Origin of the sequence: Micromonospora ureilytica (assembly GCF_015751765.1) — a bacterium.
GTDB classification, from domain to species: domain Bacteria; phylum Actinomycetota; class Actinomycetes; order Mycobacteriales; family Micromonosporaceae; genus Micromonospora; species Micromonospora ureilytica.
Genome location: NZ_JADOTX010000001.1, coordinates 479,459 through 499,609, shown reverse-complemented (window position 1 = coordinate 499,609; position 20,151 = coordinate 479,459). Strand labels below are relative to the sequence as shown.

Annotated in this window: 18 protein-coding genes and 1 tRNA gene; 9 read left to right on the top strand and 10 right to left on the bottom strand. The window is 71.1% G+C overall.

Annotation, left to right across the window (positions count from 1 at the left end):
- Window positions 1-302: 302 nt before the first annotated feature.
- Entirely contained in the window at window positions 303-923 is a 621-nt protein-coding gene (locus tag IW248_RS02340) for an ANTAR domain-containing response regulator (protein ID WP_112582684.1), read from the bottom strand.
- 105 nt (window positions 924-1,028) lie between these two features.
- Between IW248_RS02340 and IW248_RS02335 the strand changes: the two genes are divergently transcribed.
- The 3 genes from IW248_RS02335 (at window position 1,029) to IW248_RS02325 (ending at window position 2,630) form a co-directional block, all read left to right on the top strand.
- Window positions 1,029-1,105 (top strand) — tRNA-Leu (locus tag IW248_RS02335).
- A 32-nt stretch (window positions 1,106-1,137) separates the two neighbouring features.
- Window positions 1,138-1,887 (top strand): transcriptional regulator, encoded by a 750-nt coding sequence (locus tag IW248_RS02330; protein WP_196925455.1) that lies wholly within the window; start codon window positions 1,138-1,140, stop codon window positions 1,885-1,887.
- A 92-nt stretch (window positions 1,888-1,979) separates the two neighbouring features.
- The gene (locus IW248_RS02325; protein WP_196925454.1) at window positions 1,980-2,630 is read left to right on the top strand and encodes a Rossmann-fold NAD(P)-binding domain-containing protein; all 651 of its coding nucleotides are present in this window, start codon (window positions 1,980-1,982) and stop codon (window positions 2,628-2,630) included.
- 4 nt (window positions 2,631-2,634) lie between these two features.
- Here IW248_RS02325 and IW248_RS02320 read toward each other — a convergent pair whose 3' ends face one another.
- The gene (locus tag IW248_RS02320; RefSeq protein ID WP_196925453.1) at window positions 2,635-3,813 is read right to left on the bottom strand and encodes a trans-sulfuration enzyme family protein; all 1,179 of its coding nucleotides are present in this window, start codon (window positions 3,811-3,813) and stop codon (window positions 2,635-2,637) included.
- 83 nt (window positions 3,814-3,896) lie between these two features.
- Here IW248_RS02320 and IW248_RS02315 point away from each other — a divergent pair, with 83 nt between their 5' ends.
- The gene (locus IW248_RS02315) at window positions 3,897-4,376 is read left to right on the top strand and encodes an Lrp/AsnC family transcriptional regulator (RefSeq protein ID WP_124815755.1); all 480 of its coding nucleotides are present in this window, start codon (window positions 3,897-3,899) and stop codon (window positions 4,374-4,376) included.
- A 72-nt stretch (window positions 4,377-4,448) separates the two neighbouring features.
- A complete protein-coding gene (locus IW248_RS02310; RefSeq protein WP_238671665.1) occupies window positions 4,449-5,459 on the top strand; it encodes an LLM class flavin-dependent oxidoreductase in 1,011 nt (336 codons plus the stop codon).
- A 200-nt stretch (window positions 5,460-5,659) separates the two neighbouring features.
- Here the strand turns inward: IW248_RS02310 and IW248_RS02305 are convergent, their stop codons facing one another.
- A complete protein-coding gene (locus tag IW248_RS02305) occupies window positions 5,660-7,903 on the bottom strand; it encodes a rhamnogalacturonan lyase family protein (RefSeq protein WP_196925451.1) in 2,244 nt (747 codons plus the stop codon).
- A 258-nt stretch (window positions 7,904-8,161) separates the two neighbouring features.
- On the opposite strand from IW248_RS02305, the gene IW248_RS02300 reads away from it, so the two are divergent.
- The gene (locus IW248_RS02300) at window positions 8,162-9,586 is read left to right on the top strand and encodes a pyridoxal-dependent decarboxylase (protein ID WP_196925450.1); all 1,425 of its coding nucleotides are present in this window, start codon (window positions 8,162-8,164) and stop codon (window positions 9,584-9,586) included.
- A gap of 640 nt (window positions 9,587-10,226) precedes the next feature.
- Here IW248_RS02300 and IW248_RS02295 read toward each other — a convergent pair.
- Window positions 10,227-11,213 carry a sulfite exporter TauE/SafE family protein gene (locus IW248_RS02295; protein WP_196925449.1) on the bottom strand — a complete coding sequence of 329 codons (987 nt, stop codon included), beginning with the start codon at window positions 11,211-11,213 and terminating at the stop codon, window positions 10,227-10,229.
- A gap of 204 nt (window positions 11,214-11,417) precedes the next feature.
- Complete coding sequence (locus IW248_RS02290) at window positions 11,418-11,882, bottom strand: RrF2 family transcriptional regulator (RefSeq protein ID WP_196925448.1); 465 nt, start codon at window positions 11,880-11,882, stop codon at window positions 11,418-11,420.
- Between the two features lie 291 nt (window positions 11,883-12,173).
- On the opposite strand from IW248_RS02290, the gene IW248_RS02285 reads away from it, so the two are divergent.
- Window positions 12,174-12,842 (top strand): YceI family protein, encoded by a 669-nt coding sequence (locus IW248_RS02285; protein ID WP_196925447.1) that lies wholly within the window; start codon window positions 12,174-12,176, stop codon window positions 12,840-12,842.
- A 69-nt stretch (window positions 12,843-12,911) separates the two neighbouring features.
- Here IW248_RS02285 and IW248_RS02280 read toward each other — a convergent pair whose 3' ends face one another.
- The 3 genes from IW248_RS02280 to IW248_RS02270 form a co-directional block, all read right to left on the bottom strand.
- Window positions 12,912-13,796: an acyl-CoA thioesterase gene (locus tag IW248_RS02280; RefSeq protein ID WP_196925446.1), complete on the bottom strand. Its 885-nt coding sequence runs from the start codon at window positions 13,794-13,796 to the stop codon at window positions 12,912-12,914.
- A complete protein-coding gene (gene pyk / locus IW248_RS02275) occupies window positions 13,793-15,241 on the bottom strand; it encodes a pyruvate kinase (protein WP_124822510.1) in 1,449 nt (482 codons plus the stop codon). The genes IW248_RS02280 and pyk overlap by 4 nt, the downstream gene beginning before the upstream one ends.
- Window positions 15,242-15,500: 259 nt before the next feature.
- Complete coding sequence (locus IW248_RS02270; RefSeq protein WP_196925445.1) at window positions 15,501-15,863, bottom strand: YciI family protein; 363 nt, start codon at window positions 15,861-15,863, stop codon at window positions 15,501-15,503.
- Window positions 15,864-16,104: 241 nt separating this feature from the next.
- On the opposite strand from IW248_RS02270, the gene IW248_RS02265 reads away from it, so the two are divergent.
- Window positions 16,105-16,977, top strand: a complete 873-nt coding sequence (locus IW248_RS02265) for an aldo/keto reductase (RefSeq protein ID WP_196925444.1) — start codon at window positions 16,105-16,107, stop codon at window positions 16,975-16,977.
- Window positions 16,978-17,034: 57 nt separating this feature from the next.
- Here the strand turns inward: IW248_RS02265 and IW248_RS02260 are convergent, their stop codons facing one another.
- Window positions 17,035-17,814, bottom strand: a complete 780-nt coding sequence (locus tag IW248_RS02260; RefSeq protein WP_196925443.1) for an esterase/lipase family protein — start codon at window positions 17,812-17,814, stop codon at window positions 17,035-17,037.
- 204 nt (window positions 17,815-18,018) lie between these two features.
- On the opposite strand from IW248_RS02260, the gene IW248_RS33605 reads away from it, so the two are divergent.
- Entirely contained in the window at window positions 18,019-19,377 is a 1,359-nt protein-coding gene (locus IW248_RS33605) for a pentapeptide repeat-containing protein (RefSeq protein WP_196925442.1), read from the top strand.
- A 15-nt stretch (window positions 19,378-19,392) separates the two neighbouring features.
- Here IW248_RS33605 and IW248_RS02250 read toward each other — a convergent pair whose 3' ends face one another.
- Window positions 19,393-19,974, bottom strand: coding sequence for a TetR/AcrR family transcriptional regulator (locus IW248_RS02250; RefSeq protein ID WP_196925441.1), 582 nt, complete (start codon window positions 19,972-19,974; stop codon window positions 19,393-19,395).
- Window positions 19,975-20,151: the final 177 nt, after the last annotated feature.

Here is a 20,151-nt window from a genome sequence, read left to right as displayed (position 1 = left end):
TTCAGGTACGGACGCCGCGCCGGCCGTGTCCCCACTGTCCGAAACCGGCCAAAGCGCGGCCATCGCCCGCCATGAATCACCCGCATCGACCGAGAGCCACGGTCCGTGACGGTCCCCGTTTCAGGTAACCGTTCGACACTCCGCCCGCGGGCGGCCACCAGCGCGGCGGCCGCCGTCAGCCGGGCCACGCCGCCGACCGCGGCCTCGCCCTCTCGGGCCGACCAAGGACCCGCGGGCGGCCACCAACACGGCGGAGCGCCGAGAGCAGCGCCCCTACCCGCCGCGACGCGGATCGACGCCGGTCAGGGTGCCGGCAGGGTCACTTCGCCGCCGGCGGTCTCCGCGAGGATCCGCTCGGCGACCTCCTTCATGGTCATCCGGTGGTCCATCGCCGTGCGCTGAATCCACTTGAACGCCTGCGGCTCGGTCATCCCGTACGTGGTCATCAGCGCGCCCTTGGCGCGCTCCACCGACTTACGGATCTCCAGGCGGTCGGTCAGGCTCGCGACCTCCGCCTCCAGGGCCGCGACCTCCGAGTAACGCGACAGCGCGATCTCCACTGCCGGAACCAGGTCGCTCTTCTGGAAAGGCTTCACCAGGTACGCCATCGCGCCCGCCGCCCGCGCCCGCTCCACCAGGTCACGCTGGCTGAACGCGGTCAGAATGATCACCGGAGCGATCCGGGCACCGGCGATGCGCTCGGCGGCGGCCAGCCCGTCCATGATCGGCATCTTGATGTCGAGGATGACGAGGTCGGGCTTCAACTCCTCGGCGAGGCGCACGGCTGTCTCGCCGTCGCCGGCCTCCCCCACCACCTCGTAACCCTCTTCGACCAGCATCTCGGCGAGGTCCAGCCGGATCAGCGCCTCGTCCTCGGCGATCAGTACGCGCCTACGCTCGGCATCCGTCGGCATCTCAGCCACCAGCCCTACCCCCACCAGTCATAAGCCGACACCAACCCGACCGGGTGTCGCCGCCCTCAGCGTAGTAGGTAACCTATGGGAGGCCACCAGAGCATTCGGCCAAGCGTCCCCGTATTCCAACCGGCAGAGAAGCGGAGCTCAAACCTCCGACAGTGTGGGTTCGACTCCCACCGGGGGCACCAAAAGTGTCGTACGGCTGTTCCAAAATCGTCATGTGCATCCACCTGAGATCCGTGCTCTTGCACGACAGTTCTTCCTCGCGGGAGGTTCTGTCGCCGACACCGCTCGGGCTGTCGGTCTGCCCTATCGGACGGTCTGGCACTGGTGCAACGACCGGCCGGAGACGAAGCTCCAGGGCACGCAGCTGCGGTGTTTCCGCTGCCGCGAAGGTGTCGAGAATCCGACCGACCCCGCCGCCTACGCCTACCTGCTCGGTCTCTACCTGGGCGACGGTCATCTCGCCGTCTCACCGAAGGTGCCGGTGCTTCGGGTCGCTTGCACGGCCATCTATCCGAACCTCATCGACGCGTGCGAGGAAGCCATGCTCGCCGTGCTCGCCGCCCGTGTGCAGCGGATCCCCAAGCAGGGCTGCATCTCGGTGGAGAGCAGCGGCACCCACTGGCCGTGCCTGCTCCCGCAGCACGGCCCGGGTAAGAAGCACGAGCGACCGATCGTCCTGGCCGACTGGCAGCGACCGATCCTCGAACGGCACCCGGGCGACTTCCTGCGTGGGCTGTTCCACTCCGACGGCTGCCGCGTCGCCAACCGGGTCACCACCCGAGGGCGGCACTACGTCTACCCGGGTTACATGTTCGTCAACGAGTCGGCGGACATCATGGCGCTCTGCCAGTGGAGCCTCGACCTGCTCGGCGTCGCCTGGCGGATGAACCGACGCAACTCGCTGTCGGTGGCGCGGCGCGCCGCGGTCGCCACGCTGGACCGGCACGTCGGCCCGAAGTCCTGACCGCTACCGCGCGGACCGCGTCGACCGTGGGAGCCTGGCTGACGCGCGGGCGGATGGCCGGTGGCGGTGGGCGGCGACAGGGGTGGGTTCCGATGCGGGTGGTTGTCTTCGGTGCGACCGGCATGGTCGGTCAGGGCGTGTTGCGCGAGTGCCTGCTCGCCGATGACGTGCGGGAGGTGCTGACTGTCGGTCGGCGGCCGACCGGCCGGCAGGATCCGAAGCTGCGGGAGCTCACGGTCGCGGACGTGGGCGAGTTGGACGGGGTGCGCGCCGAGTTGACAGGTGTCGACGCGTGTTTCTACTGCCTGGGTGTGTCCTCGTTGGGCCTGGACGAGGCCGCGTACACGCGGGTCAGCTACGACTACCCGATGGCGGCGGCGCGGTTGTTCGCGGAGGTGAGCCCGCCTGTCACGTTCGTCTACGTCTCGGGTCAGGGCACCGACTCGTCGGGTCGGGGTCGGGTGATGTGGGCGCGGGTCAAGGGTCGCGCCGAGAACGCGGTCATGGATCTGCTTCCCAACGGTTACGCGGCGCGGCCGGGGTTCATCCAGCCGACGTACGGGGCGGTGTCGAAGACGCGGTGGTACCGGTTCGGGTACGCGGTCACGCGTCCGCTGTTTCCGGTGCTGAGTCGGTTGCTGCCGAACCAGGTCACCACGACCGACGGGATCGGCCGGGCGATGCTGCGGGTGGCTCGGCAGGGTTCGCCCGTCCGGGTGTTGGGCAACCGCGAGCTGCGCTGACCGGTCAGGCGATCGTGTCGAGGGCGTGGGCGAGGTCGGCGCGTAGGTCCTCGGGGTCCTCGAGGCCGACCGAGAGGCGCAGCAGGGCGGCGGCGGGTTTGGCGTCGCCCTCGACCGGTCGGTGGGTGAGTGAGGCGGGGTGCTGGATGAGGGTGTCGACGCCGCCGAGGGACACCGCGTGGGTGATGAGGCGGCAGGCGTCGGCGACGGCGGCCGCGGCGGGCGCGCCGCCGCGTACCTCGAAGGCGAGCAGGCTGCCGGGTCCGGCCATCTGCCGTCCGACCAGCGCCGCCGGGTCGTGCACCGAGGGGTGGTGCACCCGGTGTACGGCGGGGTGGTCGGCGAGCCAGCCGGCGAGTTTCTCGGCGGTGGCCTGTTGGGCGCGGACTCGCAGCGGCAGGGTTTGCAGGCCGCGGTGCAGGAGGTAGCCGCCGAGGGGGTGCAGGATCGCGCCGGTGACCGCGCGGACCTGGCGTAGGCGTGCGGCCCAGGTGTCGTCGCAGGCGACGACGCCGGCGAGGACGTCGCCGTGTCCGCCGATGCTCTTGGTGGCGCTGTGCAGGACGAGGGTGGCGCCGTGGCGGGCGGGTTGTTGCAGGACGGGGGTGGCGACGGTGTTGTCGACAAGTAGTGGGATGTCGCCGGCCGAGGCGGCGAGGGCGGCGATGTCGACCAGGTCGACTGTGGGGTTGGCGGGTGTCTCGACGATGATCAGTGCGGTGTCGGGGCGGATGGCGGTGGCGACCTCGTCGGGCCGCGACCAGGTGACTGTGGTGCCGAGCAGGCCGGTGGCGAGGACGTGGTCGGTGCCGCCGTAGAGGGGTCGGACGGCGACGACGTGCCGGTGGTCGTCGCGGGCGGCGGCGAGCAGGGTGGCGGTGAGGGCGGCCATTCCGCTGGCGAAGGCGACGGCCTGGGCGGTGCCTTCCAGTTCGGCGAGGGCGGTTTCGAAGCGGGCGACCGTGGGGTTCCAGAGCCGTTGGTAGACGGCGCTGCCGTCGGTGGGGAGGGTGCCTCCGGTGGCGAGTTGCTCGTACGCGGCGCCGCCGTCGTCGACGGAGGGCAGTGGGTTGGTGGTGGACAGGTCGATGGGTGGTACGTGCACGCCGAGGGTGCGGAGGTCGTCGCGGCCGGCGTGCACGGCCCGGGTGTCCATCGTTGTCATGGCTGAAGCGTCGAACATCTGGCGGTCAGGGAGCAATGGCTCGGCAGATGATTCTGTGAATCATGCTTGTTTCTGTGTTGGGTTCGGGCGAGGATGGCGGAATGTCCCCTGAGCCGAATGATGTGCGGCCGTATCCGGCCCTGGACGAGGTGGACCGCGCGATCCTGACCGAACTGGCGGCGGATGGCCGTCTGCCGAACAACGCGCTCGCCGAGCGGGTGGGCGTGGCGCCGTCGACGTGCCTGACGCGTACGCGGGCGTTGCGCGAGCGCGGTGCGATCCGTGGTTTCCACGCCGAGGTGGACCCGGCCGCGCTCGGTCTGCCGTTGCAGGCGTTGGTGTCGGTGCGGTTGACCGCGCACGAGCGGGCGGCGGTGGACGCCTTCCGGGCCCGGTCGGTGCGGCTGCCGGGGGTGGTGTCGGTGTTCCACGTGGCCGGTGCGGAGGACTACGTGTTGCACGTGCGGGCGGCGTCCGGCGACGCGTTGCGGGACTTCGTGCTGGACCACCTGGCGGTCGACCCGGTGGTGCAGCACACGCAGACCAGCCTGATCTTCGAGCAGGCGCGCGGGATGGGTTGAGCGGCGGGTGAGGTGGCCGACGAAAACCCGTATCCCGGAACAAAGCCGGCCGGCGACGGGTTGGCTGACCGTGTGATCACCGTACCGTTGTCTGTTCTTGATCTTGCTCCGGTTGCCAAGGGCACCACCGCTGGCGCGGCGTTGCAGGCCACCACCGAGCTGGCCCGTCGCACCGAGGAGTTGGGCTACCACCGGTTCTGGGTGGCCGAGCACCACAACATGCCGGCGATCGCCAGCTCCGCCCCCGCGGTGCTGCTGGCGCACCTGGCGGCGAACACGTCGACGATCCGGTTGGGGTCGGGCGGGGTGATGCTGCCCAACCACGCGCCGCTGGTGGTGGCCGAGCAGTTCGGCACCCTGGAGGCGCTGCACCCCGGTCGGATCGACCTGGGGATCGGGCGGGCGCCGGGCACCGACCAGGTGACCGCGTTGGCGTTGCGGCGCACCATGGAGGGCCTGTCGGCGGAGGGTTTCCCGCGCGAGCTGACGGACCTGATGAACTACTTCAGCGGGGAGAAGCCGGGGCAGATCATCGCCACCCCGGGCCGCGGTGAGCAGCCGGCCGTGTGGCTGTTGGGCTCCAGCGGTTTCAGCGCCCAGCTCGCCGGCCTGCTCGGTCTGCCGTTCTCCTTCGCGCACCACTTCAGCTCGCAGAACACCCTGCCGGCGTTGGCCCTGTACCGACAGAACTTCCGGCCGTCGCAGTGGCTGGACAAGCCGTACGCGATGGTGGCGGTCAACGCGGTGTGCGCGGAGACCGACGAGCGGGCCGAGTGGTTGGCCGGGCCGAGCGCCCTGTCGTTCCTGAAGTTGCGCTCCGGGCGGCCGGAGCCGTTGTCGACGCCCGACGAGGCGGCGGCGTACCCGTACTCCGAGATCGAGCGGGAGTTCGTCGTGGCGCGCCGCGACGGTCAGGCGATGGGCTCGCCGGAGACGGTGCGTCGGCAGCTGACCGAGCTGGTGGAGCGCACCGGCGCGGATGAGCTGATGCTGACCACGCTCGTGTACGACGTGCAGGACCGGGTGCGGTCGTACGAGTTGATCGCCGAGCAGGTGGCGGGCGGTCTGCGCCGGAGCGCGTGAAACACGATCTTCACGTCAGCGTCACCCTGCCGACCCGGACGGTGCCTAATGTTGGTTCCGGTGGTGGTACGGCATTCCCGGTCGGGACGGGTTGGGAATGCCGCGGTGTGGCGCACCGGGCCGGAGCTGAGCGGATTCCGCGGCTGCGGCCCGGTGCCTGCCACCCTAGGCGACCCCACTCGGGACCGCCAGGGGTTGCATCAACGTAGGTGGATATCCGGCGTGGGTGGGGTGCCCATTCCGTTGCCGATGAAGAACCCCGGGTGTGGCGGTTGGTTGTAGGCGGTGTTCTGCCACGCGATCGCCACCCGATACTGCGGGTCGTGCATCAGCGTGTAGATCCGGGTGCTGGTCGGGGTGGGTGTGCTGTAGATGCGCAACGCCCGACTGTCGGTGGTCCGCCAGATCACCTCCTCACGCCAGTCGCCCAGGATGTCGCCGGAGAGCGTCGGCGTGGACTTGGTGCCGTTGTTGGACGCCACCCCGCTGCCGTCCAGCAGCCGGGTCTCACCACCGGTGCCGTACTTGTCGATCTTCGTACCGTCGAGCAGTTCCCGCACCGGGTCACCGTCCCACCAGGCGAGGAAGTTGGCCGAGGACGGCTTGCGGCCGACGTTCTGCCCCCTGGTGTTGGCCAGTCCGGCGACCGCTGACGACCACGACTCCGCCCCGGGGCTGCCCGCCCAGATGTCCGCGGAGACACCCCGCCCGTTGTCGCCGGACGCCGGCGTGGACCACAGGACCTGACCGGTACGGGCGTCGGCGAAGTAGGAGCTGGGCTTGCTGGCGTCCTCGTCGACCTTGAACACCTCCAGGCCGGTGCGGCCCGGGTCCAGGTCCCCGACGTGCATGGCGTCGCCGTGGCCGTTGCCCGTCGAGTGGAGCAGCCGGCCGTTGTCGTCGATGGTGGCGGCCCCGTACACGATCTCCTGGCGGCCGTCGGCGTCGACGTCGGCGACGGAGAGCTGGTGGTTGCCCTGACCGGCGGCGGCGCCGTTGCCGGAGGAGTTCGAGTCGAACGTCCACCGCTTGCGCAGCGTGCCGTCGCGGAAGTCCCAGGCCGCGATCACCGCGCGGGTGTAGTAACCCCGGGCCATGATCAGCGAGGGGCGCTGCCCGTCCAGGTACGCGGTGCCGGCGAGGAACCGGTCCACCCGGTTGCCGTACGAGTCACCCCAGGACGACACCGTGCCGCGCGGCGGGTCGTAGTTGACGGTGGAGGCGATGGCGCCGGTCTGACCGTTGAACATGGTCAGGTACTCCGGGCCGGACAGCACGTAGCCGCTGGAGTTGCGGTAGTCCGCCGACGACGAGCCGATGAGCTGACCGGTGCCGGAGCGGGTGCCGTCGGCGGTCTTCATGGCCACCTCGGCGCGGCCGTCGCCGTCGTAGTCGTACACCTGGAACTGGGTGTAGTGGGCGCCGGCCCGGATGTTGCGGCCCAGGTCGATCCGCCACAGCCGGGTGCCGGCGAGGGTGTACGCGTCGACATAGACGTTGCCGGTGTAGCCGGACTGGGAGTTGTCCTTGGCGTTCGACGGTTCCCACTTGAGCACGATCTCGTAGGTGCCGTCGCCGTTGAGGTCACCGACGGAGGCGTCGCTGGCGCTGTAGGAGTAGCTCTCGCCGCTCGGGGTGCTGCCCCCGGCCGGGACCTGCAACGGCACGTCCAGGTAACCCGCGCCGAACTGCAACGCCGGCGCCGACGCCGCCTGCTCGGCGCCGCCCACCACGGGCCGCACGGTGTACGCCGAGCCGGCCGCCGCGCCGCTGTCGAGGTAGTTGGTGGCGCCGGTGATCGGGCTGGCGTTGACCTTTGTGGAACCCCGGTAGAGATTGAACGCCACCCCGGAGGTCTCGGTGCCGAGCAGTCGCCAGGACACCAGGTTGCCGCTGCCGGAGCGGACGCTGACCAGCCCCCGGTCCAGGTCCTCCATCTGCACCACCCCGGCCGACGGCGGAGGCGTGGTGGGTGGCGGGGTGGTCGGCTCCTCGGTGGGTGGCGGGGTGGTCGGCTCCTCGGTGGGTGGGGCGCCGGTGCAGGTCGTGCCATTGAGCGCGAAGCTGCTCGGCACCGGGTTGCTGCCGGTCCACGAACCGTTGAAGCCGAACGAGGCGCTGCCGTTCGTGGCGATGGCGACGTTGTGGTCGACGTTGCGCGCGGTGACCTGCGCACCGGACTGGGTGACGGCGGTGTTCCACGCCTGGGTGACCTGTTGACCTGCGGCGTACGACCAGGTGACGGCCCACCCGTTGACCGGGTCGCCGAGGTTGGTGACTGTGACGTTGGCGCCGAAGCCGCCCTGCCACTGGTTCGTGATCTGATAGTCGACCCGGCAGCCGACGGCGGCGGCCGAGGCGACGACCGTGCCGAGGGTGCCGGCCACGACGGTGGCCGCCGTCGTGGCGGCGAGCAGGATCAGCCGATGTCTGGACGGGTGCATGCACTGCCTCCGGGGATCCGGTGGTGATCGCTGCGGCCCACCGACCCTGCCCGGGGAAGCACAGTGGACCGACCCCGCCGCGACGGCGGCGGCCGGCGATCTGATCGGGGGTGAAACGCCCTGGAACTCACGGATCCGACTCCCCGCGCATCGTAAGGCAAGCGCTTTCCGACGCGCAACATCGACGACCGTTACTTGGTCGGGGTCTTGCCCCCGCGATCAATGGCTGGTCAACTCGTTCGGATGAGCGCCCACCACATGGACCCTGACGAATTCCGTCGCGCCGGCCACGCCGTCATCGACTGGATCGCCGACTACTGGGCGACAGTGGAACAACTACCGATCGCCCCTACCGATCCCCCCGGCACGGTGGCCGCCGCCCTGCCCAGCACGCCTCCCACAACCGGCGGCGAACCGGTCGAGGCGATCCTCGCCGACCTGGACTCGATCGTCGTACCGGGGTTGACCCACTGGCAGCACCCGGGCTTCTTCGGCTACTTCCCGGCCAACACCTCCGGCCCGAGCGTGCTCGGTGACCTGGTCAGCTCCGGGCTCGGCGTGCAGGGCATGCTGTGGGCGTCCAGCCCAGCCTGCACCGAGCTGGAGACGGTGCTGATGGACTGGCTGGCCCAGCTGCTGGACCTGCCACCGCGGTTTCGCTCCACCGGCGCCGGCGGTGGGGTCATCCAGGACTCGGCCTCCTCGGCGACACTGGTGGCCACCCTGACCGCACTGCACCGGGCCAGCGGCGGCCGCTGGCGCCACAGTGGCATCGACCGGCGCTACCGCGCGTACGCCTCCCTGCACGGGCACTCCTCCATCGAGAAGGCGGTACGGATCGCCGGGCTGGGCAGCGACGGGATCCGCTCGATCGAGGTGGACCCGGACACCCAGGCGATGCTGCCGGGCGCACTGCGGGCTGCGATCGAGGCCGACCTGGCCAGCGGCGACACGCCGGCCATCGTGGTGGCGACCATCGGCACCACCTCCACCACCGCCATCGACCCGCTGCCGGAGATCGGGGCGATCTGCGCCGAGTACGGAATCTGGCTGCACGTGGACGCCGCGTACGCGGGCGCCGCCGCCGTCTGCCCCGAACTGCGGTGGACGCACGCCGGCCTGGAGTACGCCGACTCCTACTGCTTCGACCCGCACAAGTGGCTGCTCACCGGCTTCGACTGCGACGCGTTCTGGGTGGCCGACCGCGCCGAACTGATCGAGGCGCTGACCGTACTGCCGGAGTTCCTGCGCAACGCGGCCACCGAATCCGGCGCGGTGATCGACTACCGGGACTGGCAGGTGCCGCTGGGCCGGCGATTCCGGTCACTCAAGCTCTGGTTCGTGCTGCGCTGGTACGGCGCGGAAGGGCTGCGCGCCCACATCCGCTCCTCAGTGGCGCTGGCCGAGCGGTTCGCCGAGCGGATCCGCGCCGACGACCGGTTCGAGTTGGCGGCGGCGCACCCGTTCTCACTTGTCTGCTTCCGACTGCGCGCCGACGACGACACCAACGCGGCGCTGCTGGCCTCTGCGAACGCCACCGGGCGGGTGTACCTGACGCACACCCGCGTCGCCGGCCGTTACACGCTGCGGCTGGCGGTCGGCGCGCCGCAGACCACCGAAGCGCACATCGACGAGGCGTGGACCCTGCTCTCCGAGGCAGCCACCACCCCGCCCACCCCCTAACCCCGCCGCCCCGCCCCGCCCCGCCCACCCCCTAACCCCGCCGCGCCCCGCCCCGCCCCGCCGCGCCCCGCCCCGCCCCGCCCCGCCCCGCCCCAAGATCTACGCAACTTCCCCGATGTTGCTGCCTCCGACGCGCGAGAGACAGCAACATCCCTGATATTGCGGATCGTGCCGACGAACGTCGTCGCCGGTAGGCCGGGAGCGGGGTTTGGGTGCCCGCGGCCGTCAATGTCACGCTCGATCGTGGATGTAGTGGCCACGAAGCGCCGGGATGCCACTACATCCACGATCGAGCACGATCTTGGGTGGTTCAGCCTCGGCAACCACGACGTTCGACGAGGCATCGCCGCGCTCCGGCCCGCACGCCTCCGCGCACCCCACCACCGCACAGCACCCCCGCGCAGCACCCGCGCGCAGCGCCCGCGTCGATCATGGAGTCGTGGTGCCCGACAAACCGCATTGACAGCGACATTCATCCCACCACAACTCCATGATCGACGGGGGCGTCGGCGCGGGCGCGGTGTCTTTCCCGTGGAGCCAGCGAGCAGGCTGACGGCGGGGCGGGGCGGGGCGGGGCGGCCCCTCCGGGGGGGCGCGGGGCAGGGCTGGCGGGGCGGGGCGGGGCGGGGTGAGACGGAGTTCAGCGTGGGGCGGGCGTACCCGTTGCCGCCAGATCGGCTGGGACCTCGTCGGCGGGAGCAACATCGGCGGCCTCGGCGGGCGCGCCGGCAGCGGCGGCGGGGGAAGCGCTCGCGGCTTCGGCGCGGGCGCGGCGGGTACGGCGCAGGGCGCGCACGGCCAACACCAGGGCGGCCAGCCAGCCGACGGCCAGCAGGGCGTACAGGGCGGGGCGGGGCGGACCGTCCAGTTCGGCGGAGCGGATCAGGGTGCGGGCGTTGGTCAGCACGATGACGCCGCCGACTGCCGCGCCGAGCAGTTGGGCGGGCACGATTCGCACCAGCCAGGCGGCCAGCGGGGCGGCGATGAGCCCGCCGATGAGCAGCGCGGCGACGGTGGGGAGCAGGAATCCCTCAGTGCCCAACCCGATCAGGAAGCCGATGCTGGCCGCGCCGGCCACGACGAACTCGGCGGTGTCCACGGAGCCGATCACCTTGCGGGGCTCCATGCGGCCGGAGACCAGCAGCGCCGGGGTGGCCACCGGGCCCCATCCGCCGCCGCCGGTGGCGTCGACGAAGCCGGCGACCAGGCCCAGCGGGCCGAGGAAACGACCGCGTAGCCGCCCGCCGACCCGGTCGGTGCGCAGTGGTCGGGCGAAGCGGATCAGGAGGTACGCGCCGAGGGTGAAGAGAATGCCGGCCATCCACGGCGCGGCGGCCTCGGTGGAGATCGAGCTGAGCACTGTGGCGCCGGCGAAGGCGCCGACCGCGCCGGGTAGGGCGATGCGCGTCACCACCCGCCAGTCGACGTTGCCGAACCGCCAGTGCGCGACCCCGGCGGCGAGCGTGGTGCCGATCTCGGCCAGGTGCACCGAGGCCGAGGCGGCAGCCGGGGCAACCCCGGCGACCAACAGCAGGGTGGACGAGGTCAAGCCGTACGCCATGCCGAGCGAACCATCGATCAGTTGCGCGACGAGCCCGACCAGAGCGAGGACCAACAGCTTGCGCACGAGCGCCCCCTGACTTTTCGGCATCTCCTATCGACTTGGTCGACAATGCGGGATTGGGCAGCCGGGGTCAAGCCCCCGATCGGTGGATGGGACGCCCGGGGGCGGTGCGCCGGGTCAGCGGCAGATGGCGCGAGGCCGGGAAAGCGAGCCGCCACGCAGACCCAGGCCCGCCGGGTGACGCGGAGCCGGGCGGCGAGCCGGCGCTCAGATCCAGGCGCGTGGGTCGGCGGCCAGCTCGGTGACGCGTGCGGGCAGGGTGCCGGCGGCCACATCGCCGACGCTGACCAGTTCCAGGATCTCCCGCTCGCTCGCCCGCAGCGCGATCCAGACCTCTTGGAGGGCGTGCGCCGGGCCGTGGTAGCCGAGCTGCTCGGGGCGTTGCCCGCGTACGTGGGCGAGGGGCCCGTCGATCACCCGGATGACCTCGGCGAGGGAGATCTCCTCGGCGGGGCGGGCCAGCCAGTAGCCGCCCTCCGGGCCGCGCTGGGCGTGCACGATGCCGCCGCGGCGCAGTTGGAGAAGGATGCTCTCCAGGAACTTCGGCGGGATCTCCTGGGCGCGGGCGATCTGGTCGGCCGTGACCGGCCGGCCGCGCCCGGGGCCGCTGGCCGTCGCGGCAAGCTCGGCGGCCGCGCGGAGGGCATAGTCGACCCGTGCGGAGAGGCGCATGTCGGCAAGGTTAGTCGCTGGTCAACCGGGCGGGCGGGCGACCCTCGGCCGATCGGCCACGCATTGATGGGCAGGATCGCCGCCGGCGCTGGTCCGGCTGGCCGGCAGGGTCCGGTGGACGGCCGCCGGTAGGGGCCGGTGAGGTACGTCATGATCCACCGCACGGTGGTGGCCGAAATGCCGTTCCGGAGCGTCCCTATGCTGGGCGGGAGTACGAATGTCTGGCCGTTTACACGGCCGCCAGCAGCATATTGATAAACACCCGGGCGTGCTCGGGGGGAAGGCATCACGATGACCGATGTCGCCACACGCACCTGGGATGGCATGACCATCCCGGTCGCCGGCACCTATCTTCTCGATCAGGCGCACAAGCGGATCGGTTTCCTGTCCCGGCACATGATGGTGAGCCCGGTGCGCGGCGAGTTCGCCGAGGCCACGGCGCAGATCTTCGTGGCGGAGGACCCGCTGCTCTCCTCGGTGACGGCCACCATCATGTCGGCCAGCATCACCACCGGGAGCGTCGACCGGGACACGCATCTGAAGAGTGCCGACTTCCTCGACGTGGAGCGCTTTCCCACTCTCGAATATCGAAGCACCGGCATCAAATGGCAGGGCAACGAGGATCCCATATTCCAGTGGGCGCGTCTGCGCAACCATCGGCTGGGCGGAAGAGGCCGGAGTCACATTGTTCCGCCGCAGTCCGACGGCATTCCCGGGCGATTCGTCCTCACCGGTGAGTTGACCGTGAAGGGGATCACCCGGGCCGTCGACCTGGAGGTGAATTTCGGTGGCGCACGTCGTGATCCGTACGGGCAGAACATCTTCGGCTTCAGCGCGACGGCCGAGATGAACCGCGAGGACTACGGGCTGCTCTGGAATGTCGTCCTGGAGAGCGGCGGGGTGCTGGTCGGCAAGACGGTGCAGATCGAGATCGCCGGAGAGGCCATCCACCAGGCCTGACCCACCTCGTCCCCGCCAGGTGCCTGGCGGGGACGGGCGACAGCGTCAGGCGGAGATGGGGCTACAACGTCAGGCGCCGACGCGGCGCAGCAGACCCTCCTGGACGGCACTGGCGATCTGCCGGCCGTCCGTGGTGAACATCCGGCCGGTGGCCAGCCCCCGCGCGCCGGACGCCGACGGGCTCAGGCAGTCGTAGAGGAACCACTCGTCGGCCCGAAACGGCCGGTGGAACCAGAGCGCGTGGTCCAGGCTCGCGCCGACCAACCCGCCCGGCCCCCACACCTCGCCGTGCACGGAGAGCACCGAGTCCAGCAGGGTGAGGTCCGAGGCGTAGGTGAGCGCGCAGGCGTGCAGCAGGGGGTCGTCGGGCAGTTTGCCGTCGATGCGCATCCAGACGCGCTGGTGCGGGTCGGCGGGTCGGTCGCCGGGGCGGACCCAGCCGGGCTCGCCCACGTAGCGCACGTCGATCGGCCGGGGGATCTGGCCCCAGATGCCCAGCCGCTCCGGGTAGCGGGAGAGCCGATCGGTCATCGTCGGCACGTCCTGCGGCGGGGGTACGTCCAGCGGGGCCGGCGCCTGGTGGTCCAGGCCCTCCTCGGCCCGCTGGAACGACGCCGACATGAAGAAGATCGGCTTGCCGTGCTGGAGGGCTACCGAGCGGCGGACCGAGAAGGACCTGCCGTCGCGGATGTTCTCCACCTCGTACGCGATCGGCTCGACCGGGTCGCCGGGGCGGACGAAGTAGCCGTGCAGCGAGTGCACGAAGCGCTCCGGGTCGACGGTGCGACCGGCGGCGACCAGGGCCTGGCCGGCGACCTGGCCTCCGTACACCCGTTGTGGGCCGACCGGAGGGCTCATCCCCCGGAAGGTCATCTCCCCGGTCGGGTCGAGGTCGAGCACTTCCAGCAGCTGGTCTACCGCCGCCTGGCCGACCGCGACCCGACCGTCGCTCACTGCAGCGCCCGCGCCGACGCGGCGTCGACGAGCGAGCCGAGCTGGTGTACGCGCAGCGTGTTGGTCGAGCCGGGGGTGCCGGGCGGGCTACCCGCCACGATCACCACGTAGTCACCGGGGTTGGCCCGGTCGAGGCCGAGCAGCGCCTGGTCGACCTGGCGGAACATGTCGTCGGTGTGCTGCACGAACGGCATCAGGAAGGTCTCCACGCCCCAGGTGAGGGCGAGCTGGTCGCGCACCTCGGGGACCGGCGTGAAGGCCAGCAGCGGCAGGTCGCAGTGCAGGCGGGACAGCCGTCGCACGGTGTCGCCGGTCTGCGAGAAGGCGACGAGCGCCTTGGCGTTGATGGCCCGGGCGATCGACGAGGCGGCGACGGTGAGGGCGCCACCGTGGGTGCGGGGGTCGTGCTGCAACCGCGGCACCCCGATCGAGCCCGCCTCGGTGGTCGTCACGATCTTGGCCATGGTGCTGACGGTGAGCACCGGGTACTTGCCGACGCTGGTCTCGCCGGAGAGCATGACCGCGTCCGCGCCGTCGAGCACCGCGTTGGCGACGTCGGACGCCTCCGCCCGGGTGGGGCGGGAATTCTCGATCATGGAGTCGAGCATCTGGGTGGCGACGATGACCGGCTTGGCGTTCTCCCGGCACAGCTGCACGGCGCGCTTCTGCACCAGCGGGACCTCGTCCAGCGGCATCTCCACGCCGAGGTCACCGCGGGCGACCATCACGCCGTCGAAGGCCAGCACGATGGCCTCCAGGTGCTCCACCGCCTCCGGCTTCTCGACCTTGGCCAGCACCGGCCGGAAGACGCCCTCCTCGGCCATGATGTTGTGGACGAGCTTGATGTCCTCGGCCGAGCGGACGAAGGACAGCGCGACCAGGTCAACGCCGAGACCCAGGGAGAAACGCAGGTCCTCGGCGTCCTTGTCCGACATGGCGGGCACGCTGACCGCCACGTTGGGCAGCGACACGCCCTTGTTGTTGGAGACCGGGCCGCCCTCGGTGACGAGGCAGCGGATGTCGTTGCCGGTGACGTCGGTGACCTCGACAGCGACCCGACCGTCGTCGATCAGCAGCCGGTCACCGGGCTTCACCTCGTACGGCAGCTTGGTGTAGGTGCAGGAGACCCGCTCCTTGGTGCCGATGATGTCGTCGCCGGTGATCACGACCGAGTCGCCGGTGCGCCACTCGTGCGGGCCGTCGGCGAACTTACCGAGCCGGATCTTGGGGCCCTGCAGGTCGGCGAGGACGGCCACCGGCTTACCTGCCGCCTCCGACGCCTCCCGGACCAGTCGATAGACCGCCTCGTGGTCTTCGTGGCTGCCGTGGCTGAAGTTGAGCCTCGCCACGTTCATGCCGGCCTCGACAAGACCCCGGATGCGCTCCGGGGACGAGGTGGCGGGACCCAGAGTGCAGACGATCTTTACGCGGCGTGTCACGCCCATCAGGCTAGTCTCTCCTTCAGGTCGGACTCGTGGCCGACCCCTTGCAGGCAGCGGAACAGGTGTCCAACGACGCGCGGCGCGCGTCGGGCCGGCGGGGCGGAACCGCACCGGGAACGTTGTGGCGACGGGCATCAGCGACCGCGCGCCGGGAATCGTACGCCTCCGCTGGCGTGCGCTGTCGGGGTGCTCCCGGCGGCGACTCACTCCGGGTGCGGGCGAACGCCGTCGTCATCACGACAGCCACCGATGGATCGGCGACTCAGCTGCCGGCCTTGACCAGCGGGAACTCAAGGGATCCGGCCGGGCAGAGGAAGGTCAGCACCTCCACCCGGTAGAGCCCGGCCTGCACCGCCGGGTCGGCCTCCAGCACGCTGCGGACGTCGTCGACGCTGCCGGTGCGGGCCAGTCCGAAGCCGATCGGCGGATCCGGCTCGCGCGCCGGCCCGTCCACTGAGCCGGCGACCAGGACGATGCCGCGGCGCTGCAACGCCTGCATGTGCTCGGCGTGCTCGGCCTGCAACCGTTGCACGGTCTCCGGGGGCAGGGCCCGCCCGGCCGCGCCGGGATAGATCACGATGCACTCGTACGTGTCGAGCGCGAAGTTGACCTGCGGCACTCCCATGGGTGCTCCCTCCGCCGTTGCGCCGGAACGCACCGGCTCCGGCCAGCGTCGCATGGACACCCCGGTCGTACCGGGCGCTTCCCGGCAACTCGGCTCACGCGCCCATGGCGTGTCCGCGCCCACACTCGGCCGACCGGCGGCATGGCGGTGGAGTTCCGGGGGATGATCCATCGGTGGCGGGTGGGCTCTTCACGCCCGCGCTGTCCACGCCCGCCACGACGAGACGATTGGGGATCGGGCAATGGCGACAAACATCAGTGAACAGCCCGCGAAGGCGTCCGGCACGTACCGGATCGGCGGCGACGTCACGGTCAACCGGCTCGGCTACGGGGCCATGCAGATCACCGGCCCGGGGGTCTGGGGTGACCCGAAGGATCCGGCCGAGGCGGTTCGCGTGCTGCGCCGTGCGATCGAGCTGGGCGTGACGTTCATCGACACCGCCGACTCGTACGGGCCGTTCGTGTCGGAGTTGCTGATCCGGGAGGCCCTGCACCCGTACGCCGATGATCTGGTCATCGCGACCAAGGGTGGTTTCACCCGGTCCGGGCCTGGCGACTGGCGTGCGGTGGGTCGCCCGGAGTACCTGCGCCAGCAGTGCGAACTGAGCCTGCGCCACCTCGGCCTGGACAGCATCCCGCTGTACCAGCTGCACCGGATCGACCCGAAGGTGCCGCTCGCCGATCAGCTCGGTGAGCTGGCCCTGCTGCGGGAGGAGGGCAAGATCCAGCACATCGGGCTGTCCGAGGTGAGCGTCGCGCAGATCGAGGAGTCCCGGGCGATCACGACGATCGCGTCCGTGCAGAACCTGTACAACCTCGCCAACCGCAGCGCCGAGGACGTGCTGGAGTACTGCGAGCGCAACGACCTCGCGTTCATCCCGTGGTACCCGATCGCGACAGGTGAGCTGGCCCGGCCGGGCGGCCCACTGGACGCCATCTCCAACGCGCACGGCGCGTCGCCCGCGCAGCTCGCGCTGGCCTGGCTGCTGCGCCGCTCGCCGGTGATGTTGCCGATCCCCGGCACGTCCTCGGTGGCGCACCTGGAGGAGAACGTGGGTGCGGCCGACGTGCGGCTCACCGACGACGAGTTCGAGGCGCTCGCCAAGGCGAGCTGACCCACCGCGCGGTCTGCGTGCGGCGGTCCCCTCCGGGACCGCCGCACGCAGACCGGGTCAGAGCGCGAGGCAGTTGGGTCGCACCGGGCCGTCGACCAGAGCGCCGCGCACGATGGTGTACGCCGTGCCGTCGAGCACCAGACCGAGGTGCCCGACCACCCGCAGCGGGCAGTACGCCTGGATCAGCACGTTCGTCGCACCGTCGTTGACGGCGGCGTTCCCGGTCGGCCGGACCAACTCGTCCTGCAATGTGCGGACGGTGGTGTAGCGCACCGCGCCCGGGGTGTCGTCGCCGGCGTTGAGGTCGGCGAGGAACGCCGAGCCGATGGTCATCTGTTGGCAGGCCACGATGCCGGCGCAGCTGCCCAGGCCCAGGAACGCCGCGATGTTGGCGACGTACGTGCCGTACTGCGGTGTGCCCAGGCTGACGTACCGGCCGACGGTGGCGGTGCCGCCGAGCCGCTTGAGGTAGTACCGGCTGACCAGGCCCCCTTCGGAGTGGGCGACGACGTCGACAGTCGCCGCGCCGGTGTTGGCGCGTACCTGCTCGACGTAGGTGGCGAACGCGCGGGCCGAGGTGGGGATGTCACCGAGGCCCAGTCCGGGGAGTTGGTAGATGAAGGTGCGGTAGCCGTCGGCGCGTAGGCGGGCGGCGATCGGCTCGTACGCGACGGCGACGCCGCTGAGCCCGCCGACCACGATGACGGGATTGACCGCCGCGGCGGCGAATGGCGTTGTGGGGGCAACAGCGGCCGGGGCGGCGGTCGCCGTGGCGGCGGACGTGAGCAGCGCGGCGGTGGCGAGGGCCAGGACGAGGGCGGTCTTTCGGAGCAGCATCGCTGCACCTCCGGGGGGAGGCACCCGGCGAACCGGGCAGGTGGGTGGGGGTGTCCGGTCGACCGTGCGACGATGATGCCCTTAACAATTTAGAAACGTCAATGACTTGTTACGCGCCGGTAACCCGTTGTTCCGGCGGGGGCGTAAACGGTCATAGCGCCACGCTCCATATCGGACACCATCGGTGACTGGCATGCTGTGGTCGTGGCTGTCGACGAACCCACCGAGCGCGAGCTGCGGGTGATGCCGTGGTGGCTGGTCCTGGTCGGCCTACTGGCCGCCGTCGCGCTGGGCTGGCTGGTGCTGGACCTGCTGCTCACCGAGGCCGGCCGCGCCAGCCAACCCGACACCCGCGCCACGCTGCGCATCGACGCGATCCGCACCGGACTGACTGTCGTCGCCGGCACCGGCGGAGGGCTCGCGCTGCTGCTCGCCGCCCGCCGCCAGTGGATCACCGAACGCGCGCAGCGGCACCAGGAGAGCGTCGCCGCACGGGACCAGGTGCACCGCGACCGGGTGCAGGCGCACGCCGAGACGGTCGCCGAGGCCGCGCAGCGCCACCAGGACCGCCAGTCCGGAGCCGCCGAGCACGACGCGGCGGAGCGTCGGCTGACCGAGCTCTACACCCGCGCGGTCGAGCTGCTCGGCAACGACAGCGCGGCGGTACGCCTCGGCGGCCTGCACGCTCTGGAGCGCCTCGGTCAGGACAATCCGGGGCAGCGCCCGACCATCGCTGCGGTGCTCTGCGCGTACCTGCGGATGCCGGCGCCCGACGGCGAGCCGCGCGAGACGGAGGTCCGGCGCAGCGCGCAGCGCGTGCTCACCCGGCACCTGCGCGCGGACGACGCGACCCACTGGCCGGAGCTGAGGCTCGACCTGGCCGGCGCCACGCTTGTCGACTTCGACGCCGCCGGCTGCACGCTCGTCGACGCGAACTTCACCGGCGCGGTGTTCACCGGCACGACCACCTTCGCGGGCGCGACGGCGCAGGGGCGGCTGCTGCTCACGGCGGCGACCGTCGACGACGTGGTCTTCGAAGGGCTCGCGGCCGACGGCGAGGTCATCCTGGACGGCATTCGCGTCGGCGGTGGAGCCAGCTTCGACGACGCCACCTTCGTCGGCGGCCTGTCCTGCCGGCGTGCCAGCTTCGCCGGCCTGACCTCGTTTCGTCGGGTGACCTTCGGTCAGCCGACCAGCTTCGACGCGACCCGCTTCGAGGACGCCGCCACGTTTCGGGAGGCCGTCTTCGACGGCGCCCTGTCGATGGAGCACACCGAGTTCGGCCGATCGGCCGGCTTCCACGCCGTCCGTTTCACGAACATGGCGCTGTTCCGCTGGACCGTGTTCGGCGCGGAGGCGCTGTTCGACCGGGCCCGCTTTCTCGACGCCGCGAACTTCGGCCGAGCCCGGTTCCACAGCATGACCAGCTTCCGCGACACGCAGTTCAGCCGGCCGCCGCAGGTCGAGCAGGCTCGGGCGTTGGCCGATCCTGGCCACCGCTGGCCGGCGGGCACCACTGTGGAGCGCCTCGACGACGAGTGGCTGCTGCTTGTCGACAGCTGACCGGCCGGACGGGCGTCAGCGCGACGCGGCCGGTGGTCGCAGGCCGTCCAGGGCGACGCCGAGCACCCTGTCGCGCTGTTCGGGTGACGGGAACTGGGCCATGGTGAGGCCACTGATCAGCCGCACCACGTCGTCGAAGCCGATGTCGTCACGGACCACACCGGCGGCCTGGGCGCGACGCATCAGCGGCTCACCGGCGGAGAAGATCTCCGTGCGGCAGCTGGCGAAGATCTCGGAGTCGTGCAGCAACTGCTCGGCGAGCGCCCGCTTGGTGGCGACGTACGCGACGAAGCGGTGCAGCCAGGCGACGAACGCGTCCCAGGGTGGCAGCTCGGCCAGGCCCTCGGCGGAGTGGCAGAGAGCCCGGACCTCCTCGACGTACACGGCCTCGAACAGGTGCCGACGGGTCGGGAAGTTGCGGTAGAGAGTGCCGATGCCCACGCCGGCCCGGCGGGCCACGTCCTCCAGGGAGGCTGCGGCGCCGTGCTCGGCGAACGCCTCACGGGCCGCCACGATCAGGGCGTCGTAGTTACGCCGCGCGTCGGCCCGCTTGGGCCGCTGGGCGAAGACCTCGGGCGCCTGCCTCGCACCGGTCATGACGTGCGTCACCTCACCCTGGTTGCATCCGGAGGGGACCCTCCGTTAGCTTAGTGGAGGCACCCCTCCGGAATCCCGGAGGCCTGCCTCCGGTTACCTTACCTCGGGACCCGCCCGATCGCCGCCTGGCCACCCCGATCGCCCGGACCCCGACAGACCACCCCGTCCCAGACGACG

What these genes read in the sequence shown, in the direction of transcription:
- IW248_RS02250 (WP_196925441.1), bottom strand. Translation starts at nt 19,974, where the DNA reads ATGACCGGTGCGAGGCAGGCGCCCGAGGTCTTCGCCCAGCGGCCCAAG.
- IW248_RS02285 (WP_196925447.1), top strand. Translation starts at nt 12,174, where the DNA reads ATGACCGATGTCGCCACACGCACCTGGGATGGCATGACCATCCCGGTC.
- IW248_RS02260 (WP_196925443.1), bottom strand. Translation starts at nt 17,814, where the DNA reads ATGCTGCTCCGAAAGACCGCCCTCGTCCTGGCCCTCGCCACCGCCGCG.
- IW248_RS02320 (WP_196925453.1), bottom strand. Translation starts at nt 3,813, where the DNA reads ATGTTCGACGCTTCAGCCATGACAACGATGGACACCCGGGCCGTGCAC.
- IW248_RS02270 (WP_196925445.1), bottom strand. Translation starts at nt 15,863, where the DNA reads ATGGGAGTGCCGCAGGTCAACTTCGCGCTCGACACGTACGAGTGCATC.
- IW248_RS02315 (WP_124815755.1), top strand. Translation starts at nt 3,897, where the DNA reads ATGTCCCCTGAGCCGAATGATGTGCGGCCGTATCCGGCCCTGGACGAG.
- IW248_RS02290 (WP_196925448.1), bottom strand. Translation starts at nt 11,882, where the DNA reads ATGCGCCTCTCCGCACGGGTCGACTATGCCCTCCGCGCGGCCGCCGAG.
- IW248_RS02300 (WP_196925450.1), top strand. Translation starts at nt 8,162, where the DNA reads ATGGACCCTGACGAATTCCGTCGCGCCGGCCACGCCGTCATCGACTGG.
- IW248_RS02265 (WP_196925444.1), top strand. Translation starts at nt 16,105, where the DNA reads ATGGCGACAAACATCAGTGAACAGCCCGCGAAGGCGTCCGGCACGTAC.
- pyk (WP_124822510.1), bottom strand. Translation starts at nt 15,241, where the DNA reads ATGGGCGTGACACGCCGCGTAAAGATCGTCTGCACTCTGGGTCCCGCC.
- IW248_RS02305 (WP_196925451.1), bottom strand. Translation starts at nt 7,903, where the DNA reads ATGCACCCGTCCAGACATCGGCTGATCCTGCTCGCCGCCACGACGGCG.
- IW248_RS02325 (WP_196925454.1), top strand. Translation starts at nt 1,980, where the DNA reads ATGCGGGTGGTTGTCTTCGGTGCGACCGGCATGGTCGGTCAGGGCGTG.